18 protein-coding genes are annotated in these 19,900 nt (G+C 42.7%); 11 read left to right on the top strand and 7 right to left on the bottom strand.

Features of this window, described 5'->3' with window-relative positions:
• Positions 1-16 precede the first annotated feature (16 nt).
• Positions 17-445 (top strand): hypothetical protein, encoded by a 429-nt coding sequence (locus tag LEP1GSC192_RS00295; RefSeq protein ID WP_020767985.1) that lies wholly within the window; start codon positions 17-19, stop codon positions 443-445.
• Between the two features lie 349 nt (positions 446-794).
• Here the strand turns inward: LEP1GSC192_RS00295 and LEP1GSC192_RS00290 are convergent, their stop codons facing one another.
• Positions 795-1,973 carry a M20 family metallopeptidase gene (locus LEP1GSC192_RS00290; RefSeq protein WP_020767928.1) on the bottom strand — a complete coding sequence of 393 codons (1,179 nt, stop codon included), beginning with the start codon at positions 1,971-1,973 and terminating at the stop codon, positions 795-797.
• Between the two features lie 128 nt (positions 1,974-2,101).
• Between LEP1GSC192_RS00290 and LEP1GSC192_RS00285 the strand changes: the two genes are divergently transcribed.
• Positions 2,102-3,319, top strand: coding sequence for a sorbosone dehydrogenase family protein (locus tag LEP1GSC192_RS00285; RefSeq protein WP_020767886.1), 1,218 nt, complete (start codon positions 2,102-2,104; stop codon positions 3,317-3,319).
• An 8-nt stretch (positions 3,320-3,327) separates the two neighbouring features.
• Here the strand turns inward: LEP1GSC192_RS00285 and LEP1GSC192_RS00280 are convergent, their stop codons facing one another.
• Entirely contained in the window at positions 3,328-4,902 is a 1,575-nt protein-coding gene (locus tag LEP1GSC192_RS00280; protein WP_020767967.1) for an FAD-dependent thymidylate synthase, read from the bottom strand.
• A gap of 152 nt (positions 4,903-5,054) precedes the next feature.
• Between LEP1GSC192_RS00280 and LEP1GSC192_RS00275 the strand changes: the two genes are divergently transcribed.
• Together LEP1GSC192_RS00275 and LEP1GSC192_RS00270 are read left to right on the top strand one after the other, a co-directional pair.
• Positions 5,055-6,044 (top strand): aldo/keto reductase, encoded by a 990-nt coding sequence (locus LEP1GSC192_RS00275; protein WP_020767973.1) that lies wholly within the window; start codon positions 5,055-5,057, stop codon positions 6,042-6,044.
• Positions 6,045-6,047: 3 nt separating this feature from the next.
• Positions 6,048-6,647 carry a TetR family transcriptional regulator gene (locus tag LEP1GSC192_RS00270; RefSeq protein ID WP_020767879.1) on the top strand — a complete coding sequence of 200 codons (600 nt, stop codon included), beginning with the start codon at positions 6,048-6,050 and terminating at the stop codon, positions 6,645-6,647.
• Between the two features lie 123 nt (positions 6,648-6,770).
• Here the strand turns inward: LEP1GSC192_RS00270 and LEP1GSC192_RS00265 are convergent, their stop codons facing one another.
• From LEP1GSC192_RS00265 to LEP1GSC192_RS00250, 4 genes are all read right to left on the bottom strand, one after another.
• Positions 6,771-10,058 (bottom strand): efflux RND transporter permease subunit, encoded by a 3,288-nt coding sequence (locus LEP1GSC192_RS00265; protein WP_020767887.1) that lies wholly within the window; start codon positions 10,056-10,058, stop codon positions 6,771-6,773.
• 126 nt (positions 10,059-10,184) lie between these two features.
• On the bottom strand, positions 10,185-10,913 hold the full coding sequence (locus tag LEP1GSC192_RS00260; protein WP_020767911.1) for a bifunctional 2-polyprenyl-6-hydroxyphenol methylase/3-demethylubiquinol 3-O-methyltransferase UbiG: 729 nt from the start codon (positions 10,911-10,913) through the stop codon (positions 10,185-10,187).
• Positions 10,913-12,217 carry an adenylate/guanylate cyclase domain-containing protein gene (locus tag LEP1GSC192_RS00255; RefSeq protein ID WP_020767936.1) on the bottom strand — a complete coding sequence of 435 codons (1,305 nt, stop codon included), beginning with the start codon at positions 12,215-12,217 and terminating at the stop codon, positions 10,913-10,915. Before LEP1GSC192_RS00255 ends, LEP1GSC192_RS00260 begins: the two co-directional genes overlap by 1 nt.
• An 85-nt stretch (positions 12,218-12,302) precedes the next feature.
• Entirely contained in the window at positions 12,303-13,700 is a 1,398-nt protein-coding gene (locus LEP1GSC192_RS00250) for a hypothetical protein (RefSeq protein ID WP_052005189.1), read from the bottom strand.
• An 80-nt stretch (positions 13,701-13,780) separates the two neighbouring features.
• On the opposite strand from LEP1GSC192_RS00250, the gene LEP1GSC192_RS00245 reads away from it, so the two are divergent.
• The 4 genes from LEP1GSC192_RS00245 to LEP1GSC192_RS00230 all read left to right on the top strand — a co-directional run bounded on the left by LEP1GSC192_RS00245 (position 13,781) and on the right by LEP1GSC192_RS00230 (position 16,468).
• Entirely contained in the window at positions 13,781-14,266 is a 486-nt protein-coding gene (locus LEP1GSC192_RS00245) for a DUF4395 domain-containing protein (protein ID WP_020767881.1), read from the top strand.
• Between the two features lie 103 nt (positions 14,267-14,369).
• Entirely contained in the window at positions 14,370-14,711 is a 342-nt protein-coding gene (locus tag LEP1GSC192_RS00240; protein ID WP_020767978.1) for an arsenosugar biosynthesis-associated peroxidase-like protein, read from the top strand.
• Between the two features lie 14 nt (positions 14,712-14,725).
• Positions 14,726-15,769: an arsenosugar biosynthesis radical SAM (seleno)protein ArsS gene (gene arsS, locus LEP1GSC192_RS00235; protein ID WP_020767900.1), complete on the top strand. Its 1,044-nt coding sequence runs from the start codon at positions 14,726-14,728 to the stop codon at positions 15,767-15,769.
• Positions 15,770-15,928: 159 nt separating this feature from the next.
• Positions 15,929-16,468 carry a hypothetical protein gene (locus tag LEP1GSC192_RS00230; RefSeq protein WP_020767914.1) on the top strand — a complete coding sequence of 180 codons (540 nt, stop codon included), beginning with the start codon at positions 15,929-15,931 and terminating at the stop codon, positions 16,466-16,468.
• A 38-nt stretch (positions 16,469-16,506) separates the two neighbouring features.
• Here LEP1GSC192_RS00230 and LEP1GSC192_RS00225 read toward each other — a convergent pair whose 3' ends face one another.
• The gene (locus tag LEP1GSC192_RS00225) at positions 16,507-17,100 is read right to left on the bottom strand and encodes a TetR/AcrR family transcriptional regulator (protein ID WP_036088557.1); all 594 of its coding nucleotides are present in this window, start codon (positions 17,098-17,100) and stop codon (positions 16,507-16,509) included.
• Between the two features lie 106 nt (positions 17,101-17,206).
• On the opposite strand from LEP1GSC192_RS00225, the gene LEP1GSC192_RS00220 reads away from it, so the two are divergent.
• The 3 genes from LEP1GSC192_RS00220 to kdpA all read left to right on the top strand — a co-directional run bounded on the left by LEP1GSC192_RS00220 (position 17,207) and on the right by kdpA (position 19,893).
• Positions 17,207-17,920 (top strand): nitroreductase, encoded by a 714-nt coding sequence (locus LEP1GSC192_RS00220; protein ID WP_020767993.1) that lies wholly within the window; start codon positions 17,207-17,209, stop codon positions 17,918-17,920.
• Between the two features lie 200 nt (positions 17,921-18,120).
• Entirely contained in the window at positions 18,121-18,204 is an 84-nt protein-coding gene (gene kdpF, locus LEP1GSC192_RS19355; protein ID WP_020767932.1) for a K(+)-transporting ATPase subunit F, read from the top strand.
• A gap of 9 nt (positions 18,205-18,213) precedes the next feature.
• Positions 18,214-19,893: a potassium-transporting ATPase subunit KdpA gene (kdpA, locus tag LEP1GSC192_RS00215; protein ID WP_020767939.1), complete on the top strand. Its 1,680-nt coding sequence runs from the start codon at positions 18,214-18,216 to the stop codon at positions 19,891-19,893.
• The last annotated feature ends 7 nt before the right edge of the window (positions 19,894-19,900 follow it).

The raw sequence follows: 19,900 nt of genomic DNA, 5'->3' as shown, positions 1-19,900 counted from the left end.
GCATTCGGAGGCGAATATGGAAGAAGTTTTTAGAAAACAAATTTTAGAAAATCGGGGAATGATCCAAATCGATTGGAGAATTCCCTTGGAGATGGAATCGATTTGGAGAGATGCAGTATTTCATATAGGAGAACCTAAGGAAATTCTACAAAGCCTAATTTCATCCTTTAGGGAAAAAAGGCAAAAGGGAAAAATCCCGAAACTCGATTTTGAAAAAGTTAAAAGTAGCGATTCCAGAAAAAGAGTTAGAGTATACGGCTCCGATTATTGGGAGGCAATGGGTTTCGCTAAGGAAAGAAATGTTTCCGCTAGTAGTTTTTTGTGTTCTCTTTTAAAAATAGAATGGAACTTAAGTTCCGGATTTCAATCGTTTAGAAAGGAGAAGGATCTGAAAAAGGAAACAACTATGAAAAACGAGGAGAAATTTCTGCCCTGGGGAGCATGATCTTCGTCGTGCAATGTTGGAATTCCTACAATGGTCATGAGCGAAAATAGGGATTGAAATTTTGGGCTTTTTGGTGTATGGGGAAATTGCTTCTCCCACAAGCCCACCTCCTCCACCCGAACCAGGGTGGGGGCCGGTTTTACAAATTTGCGTTCGATCAAGTAAATCGTGTCGATTTAGAGTTCGACTCGTTTGACTTTCGTCACCGACTCAGGAAAACTGGTCGCCTTCTCGCTCTCTAAGGATCGCTGCGAAGGGGCGGGGGCGCTCTCCACTCCCATGTAGGAGTTTCAACAAATGTCGGATCCCGCATGTTGGAATTCCTGCACTTGTATTTTATTTCAGATCCTTAATGAGTTTCTAAATAAAGTCGGATCGCTTCCTTCATCACTGACAGCCCGATCGGTAAAGAAGCCTCATCTATATCGAATTTAGAACTATGATGCGGATGAACTAAGCCCTTTTTTTCGTTCATGGAACCCACGAAAAAGTAACATCCAGGGACCTTCATCAAAAACGCGGAGAAGTCCTCTCCTCCCATGGTTTTAGCATGTTCTTCCGTGACTGAGTTCGGACCTAAAATATTCTCCGACGCTTTTCGGACGATATTTGCCATTTCCGGATGATTGATCGTGGGAGCATTCGTTCTTTCGTAATGGATAATCGCCTTTGCTCCGAACGCTGACGCAGTATTTTCTACGACTTTTTTGAATAATTCCGGAGCTTTATCGAACATTTCTTTGGTGAATGTGCGGATCGTACCTTTTAATTCCGCAGTCTCGGAAATCACATTGAATGCATGTCCTGCATGGAATGCGCCTACAGTTACTACGCAAGAATCTAAAGGATCGGTATTTCTGGATACGATACTTTGGAGGGCGGTAACTATATGAGATCCTACTAATATAGGATCCACAGTATGTTGTGGCATGGCTCCGTGGCCACTGACCCCTTGGACAGTAATTTTAAACTCATCCACTGCGGCCATCATAGGGCCGTCTACAACCCCTATTTTTCCTACGGGAATATGATTCCAAACATGAAGGGCTAAAGCGGCAGATACATCGTATTTTTCTAATATTCCTTCTTCTATCATGCGGTCTGCGCCTTGTCCACCTTCTTCCGCAGGTTGGAATACCAACAAAACCCTTCCTTTCGGTACGATAGCGCTTGGATTTTCTTTTAGTTCGGAGGCAAGTCCCATTAAAACGGAAGTATGAGCATCATGACCGCATGCATGCATAACTCCTTCGTGAACGGAAGTATAATCCGTCTTATTTTCCTCAAAGATCGGAAGAGCATCCATATCCGCCCTTACTAAAAGGGTTTTACCCGGTTTTCCCGAATCTATCAGACAGGCAATCCCTGTCTTTGCGATCCCGGACTGGAAAGTATAACCTAGGGATTCGAGATGTTTAGAGACGAAATCCGCTGTCCCGACTTCCTCGTATCTAAGTTCGGGATGTTTATGAATGAATCTGCGGTATCGGACCAATTCTTCGGCCCTTGAAGGGGAAACTGTTTTCATACTCTGCTCATGGATGATTTACTCCGAAATCGGTTTTTAGTCCTTTCTTTTTTTATTTTTTCGAAAAGAGAGAAGCTCAGGCTTTCAGCTTGTTTTTTTAAATAAGAAGGATAATAAATTTAACAAAGATGGAACCGATCTTTAAAATCCGGAAGATCTGCGTTTATTCGATCTTATACCTTTTTATATCCTTACTCGGATGTTCTAAACCGGATGGTTCTAATATTCCGTTTCTTCCGCTTTTATTCGGATGTAGCGAAGATCGAAATCCTCCCTGTTTGAAACTCACCGAAATTGCTTCCGGGTTCGATGCTCCTTTGTTTCTTGTTTCTCCGTCGGGAGATTCGAGTCGGATGTTCGTTTTAGAGCAAGGGGGTAAGGTCCGCTTGATCAAAGACGGCATTCTTCTCCCTTCTCCTTTTTTGGATTTGGGGTCCGACGGTTTAGATCTAATTTCCTTCTCCGGAGAGAGAGGACTTCTCGGTCTTGCATTCCATCCCAATTATAATTCGAACGGAAGATTTTGGGTAAATTATACTCGAAAATCGGACGGAGATACTGTTGTTGCGGAATATGCCAGATCTTCTTCCGATCCTGATCTTGCAAACTCCGGTTCCGGTTCCATTCTGTTTACCGTAGACCAACCATTCAGTAATCATAATGGAGGAATGATGGTCTTCGATACAGGTGGTTATCTTTTGGTGGGAATGGGAGACGGAGGGGGCGCGGGAGACCCGAATAATAATGCCCAGGATCTGGAATCTTCACTTGGGAAAATTTTACGAATAGATATAGACAATTATCCGACTCCCGCTCCGGGGAATAGGCCTGCGGCTGGATTAGAAAATCCTCATATTTGGGATTGGGGTCTTAGGAATCCCTGGAGATTCAGTTTGGATCGAAACACGGGAGATCTTTATATCGGGGATGTGGGGCAAAACAATTTCGAAGAATTGAATATAGAAGCCGTAAGCACAGGAATTAAAAATTACGGCTGGAGACTCACGGAAGGAAATCATTGTTATGATCCTTCGTTCGGATGTAATACTTCCGGGATCAGTTTTCCAAAATTAGAATACAATCATTTTGTTGGAAGTTCCATCACAGGCGGTTATGTATATAGAGGAATGAATTTTCCCGGATTGAACGGAAGATATTTTTACGGTGATTTTATAGCTGGAAGGATCTGGTCTATTCTTTGGGATGGGACTAAAGTGAACGGACACATAGAACATACTTTTGAAATGGGATTTTTTTCGAATGTGTCTTCTTTCGGAGAAGACGCAAACGGAGAAGTTTACCTAGTGGACTATGGCGGAAAAATTTTCAGAATAGAAACAAGATAAAACGAAAATTACAGAGTTCTATCGTACTCATCCAATTCTCTTTTCCAAACTTGGGTCCCGCAATAATGATCCCCTTCCGGGCAATACGGTTTGATATCACCTTGCAGACGGATCCAGCAGGGCGCCTTGATCCATTTTGCGATCTCAGGTTGCACCTTCGTCAAATCCACAAGTTCATTGATAGAAGCTTGGAAAATTTCTTCCTGAGCATTATAACAGGTTCTCGCTCTCCATTTATGATGCAGATTCAATAGATCCCCACTTTCATAAAAACGGACAGGGAAAGCGTTCGGAAGAAGGTAAGAAGCATGTTCCGGAGATCCACCTGCCTCGATAAAACGGTTCAGGCTCTTGAAAATCCCGTCCATTCTTCTTCTATAAGTTTCCTCTAATTGAGGATATTTTAATACAACCTTAGGAACGATATAGTCGGGCATACCCGTATATTGACTCATTAGCACAGGGCGGGAGCCCGGCACCATTCTATGTCTCTGGTCCTGGCTATCCGCGGAATGAGAGATCCTTTTTTTGAAAGAATAATGCACATTGAACATCGCTCTAGAAAGAGGGCTCATCGTTGTCTCGTTCAGAGTGGAAGTCAGATGTTTGTTCTTGGAAGGGTCCATCACAAGTCGGATCGCTTCTTCGTTATTCAAAGAATTTTTAGACAAACCTAAGACCGCACGAACGGAAGAAGCCAAAACCTCAGGACCGTTGGAAGAATAGGAAACCAATCGTGAATAACGGTTATCCATATCCTCGTCGAATTCTCTTACGAAATTTTTGGCTGCTTCCGGCCTATATTCGTTCGCGCCGTCTTGGTAGAATTCTTTGAAAAATTTGTACTCGGCAGTTTCTTCCAGAGGGATCGGATCATCCATTTCTTCCACATACAGAGGATCGATTTCTTTTACTTTTTCGATCATCTCTTCCACGACTAGGCGTTGCTCTTCCGGAACATCGAAAGAATTCATTAAACGATGGTATCTATGTAGAGTGAGTCCGTTTACGGAATGATACAGATAAGTATAAGTTCCCAAAGGAAGAAGGTAACGTGCTACTTCCAGGCACTTCTTCTTAATGGGCTGCTGCCATTTTTCAGGATAATTGGCCCTCGCTTTGTAAACGAGGAAATATTCGTCTTGAATGAACGGATGTAGAAGTTCTACAAATTCAAAATATGCGTTAGATGCGGATTCAACCGCCTCCAAGTAGAATTCCTTCTGCTTTCCTGTCAGAGTAGGCGGGATATAATAATTTTCTTTTTTTACTTCTACGTATCTTTGGCTCACCTGTTCCGAATTATAGTACGGATGAGAATGTAAAAAGGACCAGACGAACTGACGAGACACCTTGTCCAGGGTGAATATAAAATGAGGATGCTGTCTTGTGGTGAGATGCCCCGCTTTTTTTGTGGATTTAGCCACTTTGTCTCGGATCTCGAGGGATTTTTCCGTGCGGATCATGTCCTCGGGAAGCAAAATCCCCTTGGAAGAATAGCAAGTCCGAGCGGACGCGATCGCCAAATTGAAAGGTTCTCTAGTCGCATCTAAAAGTTGGACAATCGGTTTCTGGTGTTCCATGGGATCTGCTACTCCGGAACGCTAGAATGGTATTATGTCGGAAAGCGAAAAGCAAGAAATGTAAGAACTCCGACAAAAAACCGTTCAGAAAATAGATTGCATTTAGTTACATATTATAAAAAAAGTAATTTGTAACTAAATGGAGATTTCGCATGAAATTGAGAAAATTAGGAAAAAACGGTCCTGAGGTTTCCCAAGTCGGTTTGGGATGTATGGGAATGTCGGATTTTTACGGAACAAAAGAGACCAGGAGTAGGGAAGAGTCGATTGCGACCATCCGCGAGGCCCTTGATTCCGGGATCAATTTTTTGAATACGGGTGACTTCTATGGGACCGGTCATAACGAACTTTTGATCTCGGAAGCGCTGAAAGGTAGAAAGAACAAGCCGATGATCAGCGTGAAGTTCGGAGGACTTCGAAGTCCATCCGGAGCATTCATCGGATACGATTTCAGACCGAATTCAGTCAAAAACTTTGCGGCCCATTCTCTCACTCGTCTCGGAACGGAGGTGATCGATATTTATCAGGCATCTCGTGTCGATCCTGAAATTCCGATCGAAGAAACCGTAGGGGCGATCGCCGATCTGATCCAGGAAGGATATGTGCGTTATTTGGGACTTTCGGAAGCTTCTCCTGAAAATTTAAGAAGGGCGCATAAGGTCCATCCGGTCACTGCCGTGGAAGTGGAATATTCTTTGGCGACCCGTGTGATCGAGAAGGAGCTCATACAAACGGCAAGAGAACTCGGAGTGGCAATCATTCCGTACGGAATTGTGGGAAGAGGGCTTCTGACCGGAAAAATAGAAACCGCTTTGGGTGTTCCCGATTTTAGATCCAATTCTCCTCGTTTCCAAGGAAAAAACCTTGAAGCGAATTTGGAACATGTGAGTCTGCTTCAAACGCTTGCAAAGAAGAAGGGATGCACTACAGCCCAACTTGCTATCGCTTGGGTGCTTCACAGAGGAGAGGATATTATTCCTCTGATCGGTTCCACAAGGAGAGTAAGTCTGAAGGAAAATTTAGATGCACTTTCGGTTACCTTAAGTAAGGAAGAACTCGATACACTGGACGAGTCTTTTCCGGAAGGTACCTTCCAGGGAGATAGATATCCTTCTCATTTGATGCAGCTCGTCGTTAAATGAGAGATGCCTAAAACAGGTTTAAAGCCGGAAGAACTACAAGAAAAAGTGCTCGATGCCGCAGAGATTGAGATCAGAAAAAATGGCGTCGAGCGTTTGAAACTTACGGATGTGGCTAGAAACCTGAATCTAAGTCACGCCGCTTTATACAAACATTTCGCAGACAAAGAGGCTCTACTCGATTCCATTTCTAAAAGATGGCTGGATCGTATCGATATTGCTCTTGCAGAAATTTCCGCAAAGACCGGCCCGTTGGAAGAAAGGATCCTTGAGTGGCTAATGACTCTCCATAAAATGAAACGGGAGAAGGTCCAGTCCGATCCGAGAATTTATACTGCATTCAATAATTCCGTAGAGAAAACAAGACCCTTCGTTAAAAAACATATCCAGACAATGTACGAACAATTGGAGAAGATGGTCCAGGAAGGTATCCAAAAAGGATTATTTTTTTGTAATACTTCTAAAGAAGGTGCACGGATCATTTTTGAAGGGACTGCCGCTTTTCATCATCCTCGTATGGTATTCGATAATATAGAAGAGGATCGTGTCGAATTTTTAAGATCTGTCGTAGCTACGATTTTGTCCGGATTGAAGAGTAAAAAGTAGAAAATTTCACACAGAGATCACTGAGCGCACAGAGCTGGAAGCAAGTGAAGTCTACTCCGTGAATCTCTGTGCTCTCCGCGTGAACTAATATGTAAAAGTTCGGATTTTCATTCGAAGAGGCCCTTATTTTCTCTTTTTCGCTCCGTTTTTAGAACGTTTGGATTTGGAGTGTAAAACTTCTTCCGGTTCTTCATGGATCTCTTCGCTATCCCAGGAAACTTCTTCCAGAGTTACCGGAATTCTTTCTTGGGCTCTGGAAGCTTGGAATTCGGACTCTAATTTTCTTTTACGGGCTTCTTTTCTTCTTTCCTGGTCTTGGTAGATATTTAGAAGGAATTCCATCACGATAGGAAGAAGCACACGAGAAAGAACGGTAGCTACGATTACTCCGAAGATGACAACCGTTGCCAAAGGTCTTTGTACTTCTGCCCCGGCCATGGTAGAGATCGCCATCGGAATAAATCCCACTGCCGCGATAATCTCCGTTGTCATTACCGGACGAAGTGAATGAAGGCCCGCAGTTAATACCGCCTTGGAAATGGTGATCCCTTTTTCTAATTCTTCTTTGAGAGTGGAAGCGTATACGACCCCGTTCAGTACTGCGATACCGCTTACCGCGATAAATCCTACCCCGGCAGGAATACTAAAAGGAAGACCTCTCAACACAAGTCCTATGATCCCTCCCGCGACTGCAAGCGGTACTACGATAAATACTCCGGCTGCATAATATATATTTCCGAAGGCAGCGATCAACATTACGAAGATAATCCCGAGAGCAATCGGTACAACCATCAACAATCTATTCTTTGCTCTTTGGAAGTTCTCGAATTGACCTCCCCAGTCCGTTCTATAACCTTCCGGAAGATTTTTTTCAATGTCTGCTGTGACCTTTTGGGCCTCGTTTACGAAACCGACTAAGTCCCTTCCTCTTACGTTGGTCTCTACCATAATCCTACGTTTTAAGGATTCTCTATAAATTGCCGCCGGACCTTCCACAAATTCTATTGTTGCTACCTGGCCCAGAGGAACCGTAACACCCGTCGAGGTCATGACGGGAATATTTTCCAGTTTGTCCAAATCCGAAACATCCAATTGTAAACGAACGACTAGGTCGAATCGTTTGAAACCTTCGAATACTTTTCCTGCCTTTCTTCCTATCCGTAACGATTCCACCGTAGTGAGAATCTCTTCCGCGGCCACTCCGTAACGCGACATCTTTTGTCTATCGGCTTTGATCTGGATCAAAGGAAGACCAAGCACTCTTTGTACTCTTAAGTCCGCCGCACCCGGGACTTTTTTGATCTTATCTGCGAATTTAGCCGCAGTTTCCTTTAATGTCTGCAGATCATCTCCGTAAATTTTGATCACTACGTCCGCTTTCGATCCAGAGAGAAGTGCATTCACCCTGTTCTCGATCGGCTGAGAAAGTGAGATCGTACTCGAAGGAACCGATTTTAGGATAGCATCCTTCATTTTATCCATTAGTTCGTCTCGAGAAGAAGCGCTGGTCCATTCCTTAGGAGGAATGAGTTTTACCATGGATTCTCCTTCTTCCGTTCCGATGGGTTCCGCTGCAGATTCGCCTCGTCCCATTTTGCTGACCACACTTGTTACTTCCGGGAACTGTGCGATTACCTTCTCCATTTCTATATTCGTGTCTCTGGAATAGTTGATGGAAGTGGAAGGAAGCCTTTTGATATCGATCGCGAATTCTCCCTCGTCGATACGTGGAAGGAACTCCGATCCTAATGTGGATCCTAATATTAGAGATACTGCAAATACTCCTAAACCTGCTCTTAAGAATAACTTTTTATTGGCCATTCCGAAGTCGAGCAGTCGCATGTAAAATTCTTCCGCTCTGTCCCAAAACTTGCTGTGGTGAAATACCGGCGTTTGAAAAAGGATACTTGCCGCAGCGGGGAAGGTAGTGAGAGAAAATAGGAGTGCCATAGCCAAGGAAATGGCAACGGTCATCGCCATAGGTTTAAACATTCTACCTTCCACACCTTCTAAGGTCATGAGCGGTAGGTATACCAATAAAATGATACCGACCGAGAAGGCTGCGGCTCTTGCCACTCTCACACAGGAATCCGTGATAATTTCTTCTGCCGCGAGTTTTCTATCTTCTTGGGAGTTCTGCTGTTCGTAAAAAGCCTGCTTTAAGATAAAACCGTGAAGTACTGATTCTAACATCACGATAGTTCCATCTACCAAGAGCCCGAAGTCTAATGCACCAAGTGACATTAAATTACCGACGATGCCGAACATTCTCATAAAGATTGTGGCTGCAAGCATCGGGATAGGAATGGATAAGCTGACTAAAAGTGCCCCTTTTACCGTTCCGAGAGCGAAGATCAAAACGATGATCACAAGTACCGCTGCTTCCGCTAAGTTAGTGAAGATAGTTCCTAACGTTCTTCCGATAAATTCCGAACGATCGTAAAATGTGACGATCTTCATTCCTTCCGGAAGTCTGGCTCTTAAAATTTCTACCTTTTCTTTGACCCGTTTTACCACTTCCAAAGAGTTTTGGCCCATGAGCATCATGGCAGTGGCGCCTACAACTTCTCCCTTAGCATCCTTGGTGATGAGCCCGAAACGTAGAGCAGGACCTGTTTCTACGGTTGCGATCTGACCTAATAGAAGGGGAACACCGTCTCTTTCGGTTTGAACAGCAACGTTACGTATTTCTTCCACGGTTTTGAATTGGCTTTCTCCGCGGATCACGATCTGTTCAGCACCTTTGGAAATGTAACCGCCGCCTGTGTTTTGGTTCGCAGTCTCCAGTTTATCACAAAGTTGGGATAATGTAATATTATGAACTGCTAATCTTTGGGGATCTATCTTGATCTGATATTGCCTTGCTTCTCCGCCGATAATGTTTACGTCGATTATCCCTTCCGTGGATTTGATCTCTCTCGCAAGTTCCCATTCCATATAGGTCCTGAGTTCTTCCGGATTATGACGGTCGCTTGTTAGGACGAATTCGTAAATATCCCCAAGACCGGTTGCGATAGGGGAAAGTTCGGGGCTACCGTAACCTTTCGGGATCACAGCTTCGGCTGCTCTTAATCTTTCGTTGATGAGCTGTCTTGCAAAATAAATGTCGGTTCCGTCTTTGAAGATAACCGTAACGCTGCTCACACCCGTTCTGGAAATAGAACGGATCTCCGTTACATTGGGGACCCCGGTAAGCTCCATCTCGATCGGATAAGTGATGAACTGCTCCACCTCTACCGGAGAAAGCCCCGGGGACTGAGTAACTACGGAAACCTGGACGTTTGTAATATCCGGGATCGCGTCGATAGATAGGTGATATGCGTTATAAAAACCTACAATGGTCACGCCGGCAGTGAGTATCAGGATAAAAATCCTGTTCTTGATGGAGATGCGTATCAGTTTATCTATCATGGAAGGGTTCCGGGCAAGGATACGTACAAGTTCCCAATGAGTCCGGACTTGTCGAACGGTTTTTGAGAAAAAGGGCTTCTCAAAATAAACTATAGAAAGGAACCGATCGGAAGAACGAGGGTCTAATTAAAGCCTTTCAAAAAGAATAAACTTCATCCCGTTTTTCTCATCCCTTCTTTTTAACTCAAAATTTTTCCGAGATACTGTTCTGATCACCTCTTCGATAGGAAGGATCAGTTTGTTATACGAACTAGCGGAAACGGTCCAACCCTTATCGGATTTTTCATGAAATATATCCGTGACTTCTACCTTGCCCTGAGTGAATTGTAATTGGCAGGTGAAAATTCGGGATTCTTCGGAACGTACTACAAAGATATTTTTGTCCCCCGGTTTCCCATAGCTTAGATCTCTATAACCTAAAATCAATTTACTTCCAGTAGAAAGAAAACTTGCCCAAAGACTTACGGTATTCTCCCACTCTTTTTCGGATTCCAAATGTGTGATCGTATCTCCCATACATAAAAGGATTTCGGGAGAAACTCCTTGGTATAAATCTTCGGATCTGATGTCCGCAACCTTGGTCCGTATCTTCGTGTCCGGTTTTCTAATCATGATCTCGGATAATAATTTCTGGCTGAAGTCTATTGCCGTAACTTGAAATCCTAATTTTTCTAATGGAATAGATTGTATCCCGCTTCCCGCGCCTAAGTCCCAGGCCACTCCGTTTCTTTGGGGAGAGATCTCGAAAGATCTGAAGAATTCCAGTTGGTCCTTTTCCTTCCGGGAAAGATCTCCTAGAGTCCAGGAATATTTTTCCGCCAAAAAGTTTTGGTAATGCGATTTTGGAGATTGCATCAGGTCAATTTATAGATAAGGACTTCTTTTTCTCTTCCTTTTACTTTAACGGGGGGAAGGGACTCTGCTTCTAAAAAATGTTTTACATGCTCATATACGGTATCCGTCGCTAAAATTTCGCTTCCGAAGTCCTTGTTCAATTGTTCCACTCTGGATGCGAGATTTACCGTGTCCCCGATGATGGTATATTCTTTTCTTTGGGAAGAACCTACACTTCCTGTCATCGCTTCTCCGAAATGTAAACCGATCCCGATCTTGGTTTCGGGGATTTTTCCGGAGAGATTCATCTCTATTACTTTTTTCTGAATTTCTAAAGCGGCAGAAACAGCGTTTTTAGCGTCCTTTCCGTCGTCTGAAAGAGGAGCGCCGAATACGGCCATAAAACCGTCTCCCAAAAACTTATTTATGATCCCGTTATGTTTATTTACGATCTCTATCATATCCTCGAATAATGTATTCAAATATGTGATCACTTCGGAAGGACTTTTGTCTTCCGAAAATTTCGTAAAATTCCGTATATCCAAGAACATAACGCATACGTCCTTGTTTTCGGAAGCTGTATCCGTCTTTTGGCTCATGAGTTTATCTACGACCGACGGAGATACATATTGCCCGAACATTCCTAAAATTTCGTTTCTTTCTTCTAAACGTTCAACCGAGTTTTTCAGGATCTTTTTCAATCTTACGCCAACAAGTCCTGCTACGATCCCGGAAGCTAAAAATAATCCGGAACGCATATATGTCGGGATTTTTGAGTAGAAGAAACCGTACGCGGATTCGCCGTCTAACGGAGAATCCGGAACAAAAAATAACCCGGTGATCAGATACTGGAACGCTGCAATAGCTCCTGTAAAAAAAGAAAGTCCAAACTCCATTCTGAGGACGGATAATATTATAAAAATCAAATATAAATTGGAAATAGGGGAATTTAAAGGTACGACCGGATGAGAATGTTTTTGTATCAAAATGAATAGTATGACACCTGGGAGGGAAGTTTCGATTAAGGCGTTCCCGAATCTGGGTAGAAGCGGGAGTTTAAATCCTTTTTTCTTGAGATAATTCAGTAATTTTAAAAATACGAATTCGTAAATCGTACCGAAAGTGAGTGTGCCGATCAGCACCTCGAAAGGGAATGCGATCCCTGTGCTTGCATTAAATTCTTTTTCTAAAAATAAGAAAAGGATAGTCCAAGAAATTCCCGCGAATGCAAAGACCGCAAGAAGTATCTTACTTCGGATCTGTTCGCTGGCCAGGATCTCTTTTTCTAAGGTATTGGATAGGGTTTCGAAATGTTTGGGCAGCATGTATGATTCCTAAGATATATGTGAGAAGTTTCGAAGTATATTTGCCTTCTTCCAAGTTTAAGCAAGAGAAAATTATATTCTTAGATCATTCTGTAAATACTTTTAGAGAGTCTTTTCTCTTGTGTGTTTTCGGATAAAAAGTTTCTAAGAGGAACGTTCCTAATACGAGAGAATGTTCTAAAACTAAGACCCAGTTCCTATCATAAAATGGAGAAGAAGAATACGTGGAATAGGATAAGATCCAGATACCGGAAGCGACCAAAGGCCAGATCGTTTTTGTAAACATGGAAGCCGCTAAGATGGGAAGAAAATACCAAGGATGTACGGTGCTGGAAAACAAATAATAAATTCCGCATAAATGGATCCATACGGTCATAAGAAAAACCGTTTTATTGTCCGGTTGGATCTTAGAAACTCGAAAAGAATAAAAGCAGATCGCGAAAATGTTTAAGATCCCGAGTATGATCCCGCTAGAATATGGATACCATGTATGCCGGATCAGATTTTTCAGAAGATAATAGATCCCTCCATGAAATTCGAATAATGTAAAATAAACTCCGATCCCTTTTCTCCAATGTTCTTCTAAAAGGGTTCCTCCCGTTTCTGAGAGTAACAACCAAACAAGGAGAGATACGAATAATAGAAAACACATACCAAAAAAGAGCAGAATATTACGAATAGTGGACCTTCTACCCCAATAAAAGAACAAGAAGGGGAGCGCTAATAAGGGGAGGATTTTGGTAAAAATGGAGGTAAGATAGAATATGAACGCACTGAAAGTTTTCCCTTTTTCCCAAAAGAATATTCCTAAAAATAAAAAGAAAAATAAGATCGGTTCCGGGTGACCGTTTCCGATCCCTTCCCAAATTACGAGCGGATGGAGCCAGTACTTTAAAAAATTTCCGGAACCTTCTTCTTTTTTCGATTTGCGAAATATATAAAGAATTCCTAATTCAAAGAAAATTAAAATTGTTTTCCAGACGGAGATCGTCCAGAAAACGGAAAGTCCTCTTTTTAAGAAAAATACAGGAACCAAAAACAGGACTTGTAGAACGGGAGGATAGACGGAATAATACCGGGGAGAATTCATTTTAGAGAGAAGTTCCTTCTCCAAACCTTGGTCTAATTCGAAGTTTACATCGATGGGGAGTTCCGAATAGGGGGACCGGCCTTCCGAGACCAAAAGCCCATCCCACAAAAACCGAAACGTATCTTCCGACAAAAATACCGGGGTGAATAAGAACCAGATCCTGAGTAAGAGCCCGGCCCAGATTCCCAGCTTTTCATTTCCTTTTGAAAAGAATTTTAGAAATACAATATAGAGACTTAGGCTAAAGAAGAAGGTTAGGGAAAGTTGCCGGATATCAGCTCTCCCAAAAAATATAGGAAATAGCGCGATTGGAACTGCCCAAAGGAGTAAAATTGTCGAAGTGCCTACAAAACCACGGCAATTATTTCCATATTCCTTTAGTATATTAATCATTCTGTTCAATATAGCGAAATTTTTATTGAATTTTCCAGGCATTAGGTCTAACTAGACGAAAAGGCATTGGGCAAGAAAGAATGATTCGAATCGGTAATTTTCCAGACACTGTCAATGAATACGCGGCAAGGACCGTTGCGGGTCTAGTTGTCATCTTAGGTTTGGCCACAATAATAACGCAATCGCTTTGGTTAGCGGGAGCGCTATTCTATGGATTTTCCGCTAGAGTATTGTATGGTCCCAAGTTTTCCCCCTTTGCGAAACTTGCCATCCATTGGATCGTACCGTTACTCGGTCTTGGTTCTAAAACAGTGGCAGGTCCCCCTAAAAGATTCGCTCAGTTTGTAGGAGTTCTTTTCAGCGGGACGGCATTTGTTCTATTATTTTTAGGACAAGTATACGCATTCCAAGCTGTACTCGGTGTTCTTGTCATTTTTGCAAGTTTGGAATCCGTATTGGGATTTTGTGCGGGTTGTTTTGTTTTCGGATTTCTGATAAAATGGGGATGGATCCCGCAGGAAGTCTGCGAAAAATGTAATAACCTACAATTCGCCGATAAAAAATAGATCCAATACCTCCGACAATCAGCAAAAGCGTTTTTGTTTTTTAAAGTAATATTATATTCTTCTTTTTGAATGCGAAAATAAATAAAAACGACGGAGGCCTTTCGTGGCTCAAGAAACAACATACTACAAACCGGAAGATCTTAAAAAATTCGGGAATATAGGGGAATTCGGACCCGATCTCGCAAAAAAATTTTTCGATTATTACGGTGCTGTCTTTGCTGATGGGGCTTTATCCGCCAAAGAAAAATCACTGATTGCCCTTGCTGTTTCTCATGTAGTACAATGTCCTTACTGTATAGATGCCTATACCACCGATACTTTGGAAAAAGGAGCTACGGAAGAACAAATGTGGGAAGCCATTCATGTAGGTGCCGCTATCCGAGGTGGAGCAAGTCTCGTTCATAGCGTGCAAGCCCTTAATAAAGTAAAGGAACTCGGAGTATAAGGAGTTTATAAAGTATGAAGTCCCTATTAGCCAGAGGGAGCGAACTTGCTTCTTCCAAAGAACAATTGAAAATTCTTACGGAAGTTTCCGAAAAACTCGCGTTGCCTAGTTTTTCGGACAAGTTAAAAGAAGTGGGACTCTATCCTATGCTCCCGACCGGGGTGAACATACTACAAGTAAACCTGGGAAAGCTTTGCAATCAGACTTGTAGACATTGTCATGTGGATGCAGGTCCGGATCGAAAAGAAATTATGAACAAAGAGACCATGCAGGAGTGTTTGGTTGCCTTGGCGACTCCCGGTGTGAATACTTTGGATATCACAGGTGGGGCTCCGGAGATGAATCCCAATTTCAGATGGTTCGTGGAAGAGGCTTCGAAGTTAGGGAAGAAGATCATGATCCGTTGCAATCTTACTATTCTTCTTGCCGGAGAAAAATATAAGGATCTTCCCGAATTTTTTGCAAAACACAGGTTAGAAGTGGTTTCTAGCCTTCCTTATTTCCAAAAAAGAAGAACGGATTCACAAAGAGGAGAAGGGGTATTTGATCGTTCGATTGAAGCATTAAGGAAATTGAATTCTATTGGATATGGAGTTCCCGGTTCGGGACTTGTATTAAATTTAGTTTATAATCCAGTCGGGGCCTTTCTGACAGGCGGACAATCCACCTTAGAGAACGATTTTAAAAAGGAATTAAAGCAAGCCCATGGCGTACAATTCAATTCCTTATTCGCAATTACTAATATGCCTATCAGCCGCTTTTTGGAATCCTTACTAGAAAGCGGAAACATAGACGCATACTTGGAAAAGTTAGTAACTTCCTTTAATCCTGTCGCCGTAACCTCCGTTATGTGCCGCAATACGTTAAGTGTAGGTTGGGATGGAAGCCTGTTCGATTGCGATTTTAACCAAATGTTGGACATGAGGATAGAAGGTAAGGCGGGTAAAATATCCGAATTCAATAAATCCGTATTGGATTCTAGAGAGATCTTATTGCACCAACATTGTTACGGATGTACTGCGGGATCGGGTTCGTCTTGTGGAGGATCTATTGCCTAAGAAAAAAGGAGATAAATTTCCCTTTTTTCTAAATATCAAGCCAGAATGACAGAGATTTATGTCAATTTCTTGATTTTCTCAAAATATTGAGATTGAAACTCAGACCCGATCTTGGGAAACGAGTATAAGGAACGACTGTTCTGTGGAGACAAGAATCAAATGAAACAAAAAGCGATTTGGTTATTATTGGTGCTTTTACTTTCGGCTTCTTTCGTTGATTGTAAAAAGGACGATGGTGACGACCTGAATAATTTAGCAATATTAAGCGCTCTTAACGGTGGGGGAGACTGTTTAGTGGATTTTCCCGGTAAAGCGGCCATCGCAGTTAATCGTACTCGCGCTGCCAGAGACGGCGGAACCGTCAACGTTACTTGGGGAAGAATTCCATTTGTAAATCACCCAATCGCGATCGTAGAAATTTTGGGAGCTCAAGTAAACGATACAGTTGTTCTGACCGGTGCAAACGTCGTAGAAAACCCACAAGCGGCTGGAGAGGCAACAGTATACGAGGCGGCTGATTGTCCTCTCGCAGAAAGCGCGATTGTTGATGGACTTACTAAGTTTAACAATCCGAACTTTAATGATCCCGCACCGGATACATTTACTTGGACCAATACTGTTGCAGGATCTTATTATTTCCTATTATATATCGTGGGAACCACTGAGATCTCAACTACAGTTAACTTTTCAAGCCCATAAATTCTTTCAGAACCTGGCGGGATTTCCGCCGGGTCTATTTACTTCTTCCCTGAACTTTTAATGATCGCATCCACCATCTCCGGTAAATCGTCTAACGCGGAAATTTTTCCGGTCAGTTTCCAGATCTGCAATACGCCTTCATAACAAGCAAAAATCTTACGTGCCAAGGATTGGGTATCCGCATTCTTAGGGATCTGTCCTTTTTTCTGCATTTCTTTTAGATAGATGGATAGAAATTCCACGGTTCTTAGGACTAATTTTTTGACTTCTTCGGAGATAGAAGGAGAAGAAGACGCGATTTGAGCCGCTGTGTTTGCCATAGGGCAGCCTGCGAATTCGCTATTTCTGGTCTGCCTCTTTAGTATATGGGTCCAGGCTTGTATGAAGTCCCGAGCATTCTGCGATCTGGAACGTAATTTTTCCAACAGGATAATTTGTTCTTTTCCGTAAAATTCTATATATGCCTTTCCTAATAGATCCTTAGAGGGGTAATAATCGTAAAAGCTGGCCTTTGCAGTCTGGGATTCTTGGATAATCTGGTTGATCCCGGTATTTCCGTACCCTTGTGTTTGGAAAAGTCTGACTGCGGTTTCCAAAATCCTGTCTTTTACCCCTTTTTCTTTGGTTGACATTTTTTTCTTCCGAGGGTGAAATAACAGACAGACTTGTCTGTCCGAGTCCTTCTTCTTCCAGAAAGGCCCGAATTTATTAAAATGCAAGTCTAAATCGGAGGTCTATATGTCTTCTTTATCCTCAGAAACCGAATCCATCGATATTTCGGGTATTGCTTCCAGTGTAGAAGAGGCGGTTTTCACCCGTCATAGTATCCGGGATTATCTTTCCAAGCCTGTGGAGGATTCCGTATTACAGGAATTATTCTCCAAGTCCTTGCGTGCTCCCAGTTGGAAAAACAGCCAACCCTGGAAGGTACATGTGGTAAGCGGTGCGAAACGGGAAAGAATGGCGGAACTATTACAAGAGAGGGCAAAACAGTCCGAAACTCCTGTGCCGGATACGATATGGCCTACCGGTTTTCCGGCGGATGCTAAACGAAGGATGTTCGATCTTGGAATGAAGATCTACGGAGCTGCCGGAATTGAAAGAAAGGATAAGGAAGCCAGAGATAAATTCATGCTCCGCAATTTCGAGTTTTTTGGAGCTCCTACAGCCGTATTTATCACAACGGAATTCGAACTCAATTTTTATATCGCTTTGGACATCGGCTGTTTTTTGAATACAGTTATGCTTCTTGCTCGGAGTTACGGACTGGGGACGGTTCCTCAAGCAGCGCTATCCGCCTTTCCGGAAGTAGTCAGAAAAGAATTGGGCTTAGCGGAATCGGAAAAAGTGGTCTGCGGATTGAGCTTAGGATATCCTAAACCGGATTCCGTATTAAATAAATTTCATACACCAAGGGAAGAAGTTTCGGATCTAGTGAAATTTTATAAATAGAATATTTCACAGGAGCACATAGAGTTCACAAAGAGCGATAGATCCTTCGTGAACTCCGTATTCTTTCTGGGAATCCCTCGATATCTTAACGCAAAATTAACGCGTTTACCCCTCCTCCTCATACGGGTTCGCATTGACGAATTCCGAAAAAACGGTTAGGTTTTTGGAACAGTCGGAAAATTTCCGCATGGGAGGGATTCTTGTCCTATACATTCCTAATTACTTTAGTGATCGCATTATGCGGTTATTTATTCTTCTCTATTTTAAAACCGGAAAAATTTTAGGGGATCGAAATGAACGGAAACGACTCGATCTTCTTTTTTTTATATTTTGCGGTTTTATTTCTTCTTTCTCCCTTTTTAGGAATTTACATAGCGGACGTTCTTAAGGGCGAAGTTTCTAAACGATTTACCTTTCTTTCTAAATTCGAATCTTTTCTATATAAGATTTCCGGAATAAAGGAGGACCAGAATTCGGATTGGAAAGGCTATCTATTCGATATCGGTATTTTTACGGTTTTGAGTTTAGCCTTGGTCGCTCTCGGGCTCCATTTTCAAGGACTTCTTCCCGGAAATCCGGAAGGTAAATCCGGAGTCGCTTGGGATCTGGCTTGGAATACTTCCGTTAGTTTTGTAACGAATACGAACTGGCAGGCCTATTCCGGAGAAGTGTCCCTCTCTTACTTAAGCCAAATGTTACTTTTAGGAGTGCAGAATTTTATAAGCGCAGGGGTAGGGATCGCCGTTCTTGCGGCTATGGCAAGAGGGATGATCTCCAAACCAGGTGAGTCTTCGGGGATCGGAAATTTTTATATGGATCTTACAAGAAGTATATTATATATTCTTTTACCGATCTCTATCTTAGTCGCTTTCGTTTTGGTTTCCCAAGGTGTGGTTATGGATTTTTCCAAGTATGCTGATTCCATCGGGATAGAAGGTCGTTCCGTAAAGATCCCTCTTGGACCTGCCGCTTCTCAGATTGCGATCAAACAATTGGGAACGAATGGAGGAGGTTTTTTCGGTGTAAACTCCGCTCATCCTTTCGAAAATCCTACGGTCTTTTCTAGTTGGATCCAATGTATTTTGATCTTACTTCTTCCTGGAGCATTACCTTTTGCTTATGGAAGATGGGTAGGTTCTTGGAAGGCAGGTCTTTCTATATTTTTAGGAATGACTTTGCTCTTCTGTTTGAGCCTTTCCGTATCCCTTTGGTCGGAAAGTAATTTTGCAGGAAATTGGGAAGGGAAGGAGACCAGATTCGGAGTGGCCCAGAGCGTTCTTTGGGGAATGGCGACCACAGCGGCGTCTAACGGTTCCGTAAATGCGATGCACGATAGTTTTTCTCCTCTTGCAGGAGGGGTTGCAGTCTGGAACATTCTTCTGGGAGAGGTCGTATTCGGAGGAGTAGGTGTCGGACTTGTGGGAATGTTATTCTACGTTATTCTGACTGTATTTATTGCAGGACTTATGGTGGGACGCACTCCGGAATATTTAGGAAAAAAAATAGAAGCAAAAGAAGTAAAACTCGCTCTCGTCGGTGTTTTGCTTCCTGGACTTTGTATTCTTCTCTTCACTGCATTTTCCCTTCTTCACGGATCCGCTCTATCCTCTCGAACGAATTTGGGCCCTCACGGTTTGACTGAAATTTTATACGCATTTGCATCCGCTTCGGGAAACAACGGATCTGCATTTGCAGGTTTGAATGCGAATACTCCATTCTACAATTTGTCTCTTTCTTTCTGTATGTTGGTAGGAAGATTTGCGGTGATCATTCCGGCTTTGGGGCTGGGAGGAACCTTATTCGGCAAAAAGATCGCTCCAAAGGGAGAAGGTACTTTCTCCACGGAGAGTCCTTTGTTTGTGTTACTTCTACTTTCCGTGATCTTCTTGGTAGGAGCTCTAACATTCCTGCCTGTTTTGGTCTTAGGACCCGGAAGCGAACATATTCTTCTGCATTCCGGTTCGAAATTTTAAGGTTATA

Source organism: Leptospira sp. B5-022, from assembly GCF_000347035.1.
Lineage (GTDB): Bacteria > Spirochaetota > Leptospiria > Leptospirales > Leptospiraceae > Leptospira_B > Leptospira_B cinconiae.
Note: the sequence above shows the minus strand (reverse complement) of the source record. Positions and strands in the feature narration are given on the sequence as shown.